Here is a 1,799-nt window from a genome sequence, read left to right as displayed (position 1 = left end):
GCCCCCGACCACCCCGCCACCCCCGACCACGCCCCCGCCGGCGGCCGGGGTGGTGCAGATGGAGAACCTGGACCGAGGCTTGATAAGCGTCCGCTCCGGCGGCGGCAACCTGGTCTCCTGGCGGCTTCTCGGCACCGAGACCTCCGGGGTGGCGTTCAACCTCTACCGGGGATCCACCAGGGTCAACGCCAGCCCGATCACCGGCGCCACCAACTACCTCGACAGCGGCGCGGCGGCCGGGTCGACGTACACGGTGCGGGCCGTGGTGGGCGGCGCCGAGCAGGCGGCGTCGGCACCGGCTTTGCAGTTCGGCGCGGGCTACCTGGACGTGCCGTTGCAGGTCCCGGCCGGGGGCAGCACCCCGAGCGGGGAGAGCTACACCTACAGCGCCAGCGACGCCTCCGTCGGTGACCTCAACGGCGACGGCAGCTACGAGATCGTGCTCAAGTGGGAGCCGTCGAACGCCAAGGACAACTCCCAGTCCGGCTACACCGGCAACGTCTACGTCGACGCGTACACACTCACCGGCACCCGGTTGTGGCGCATCGACCTGGGCCGCAACATCCGGGCCGGCGCCCACTACACCCAGTTCCAGGTGTACGACTACGACGGCGACGGCCGCGCCGAGGTGGCCATGAAGACCGCCGACGGCACCCGCTCCGGCACCGGTCAGCTCATCGGCTCGTCGTCGGCGGACTACCGCAACTCCAGCGGCTACGTGCTGTCCGGCCCGGAGTACCTGACCATGTTCAACGGGCAGACCGGCGCGATCGCCTCCACCGTGAACTACGACCCGCCGCGCGGCACCGTGTCGTCCTGGGGTGACTCGTACGGCAACCGGGTGGACCGGTTCCTGGCCGGCACCGCGTACCTGGACGGGCAGCGCCCCTCGCTGATCATGGCCCGGGGTTACTACACCCGCGCGGTGATCGCGGCCTGGGACTTTCGCAACGGCACGCTGACCAAGCGCTGGACGTTCGACTCGAACTCCTCCGGCAACGGCGCCGCCGCCGGTCAGGGCAACCACCAACTCTCCGTCGCCGACGTCGACGCCGACGGCCGCCAGGAGATCGTGTACGGGGCCGCCACCATCGACGACAACGGCCGGCTGCTGCACTCCACCGGCAACGGCCACGGCGACGCGCTGCACGTCGGGGACCTCGACCCGGGCCGCGCCGGACTGGAGGTGTTCAAGGTCGACGAGGACGGCAGCAAGCCCAGTTCCTACTTCGCCGACGCCCGTACCGGTCAGGTCCTCTGGTCCACGCCGGCGTCCGGCGACAACGGCCGGGGTGTCTCCGCGGACATCTGGGCGGGCAGTCCTGGCGCGGAGTCGTGGTCGTCAGCGGTCGCCGGACTGGCCAACACCAGGGGGCAGAACGTCGGCCGCAAGCCGTCCTCGGCGAACTTCCTCGCCTGGTGGGACGGTGACCCGGTGCGGGAACTGCTGGACGGCACGAGGATCGACAAGTACGGCACCGGCGGCGAGACCCGGCTGCTCGACGGCAGCGGGGTGGCGTCCAACAACGGCACCAAGGCCACCCCGGCGCTCTCCGGCGACATCCTGGGCGACTGGCGCGAGGAGGTGATCTGGCGGACCACCGACAGCCGGGCGTTGCGCATCTACAGCACACCCACCCCGACCAGCACCCGGATCTACACCCTGATGCACGACCCGCAGTACCGGGTGGCCATCGCGTGGCAGAACACCGCCTACAACCAACCGCCGCACCCGGGGTTCTTCATCGGCAACGGAATGGGCACCCCACCGACGCCGGACATCCACCTACGGTGATGCG

At 70.6% G+C, this 1,799-nt stretch carries 1 protein-coding gene; it reads left to right on the top strand.

The features are described 5' to 3' along the window. The coding region (locus KBX53_RS31980; RefSeq protein ID WP_305797995.1) for a rhamnogalacturonan lyase at positions 1-1,795 on the top strand (1,795 nt) is incomplete at its 5' end. Positions 1,796-1,799 lie beyond the last annotated feature (4 nt).

This window comes from Micromonospora sp. M51, assembly GCF_018070305.1.
GTDB lineage: Bacteria > Actinomycetota > Actinomycetes > Mycobacteriales > Micromonosporaceae > Micromonospora > Micromonospora parva.
Note: the sequence above shows the minus strand (reverse complement) of the source record. Positions and strands in the feature narration are given on the sequence as shown.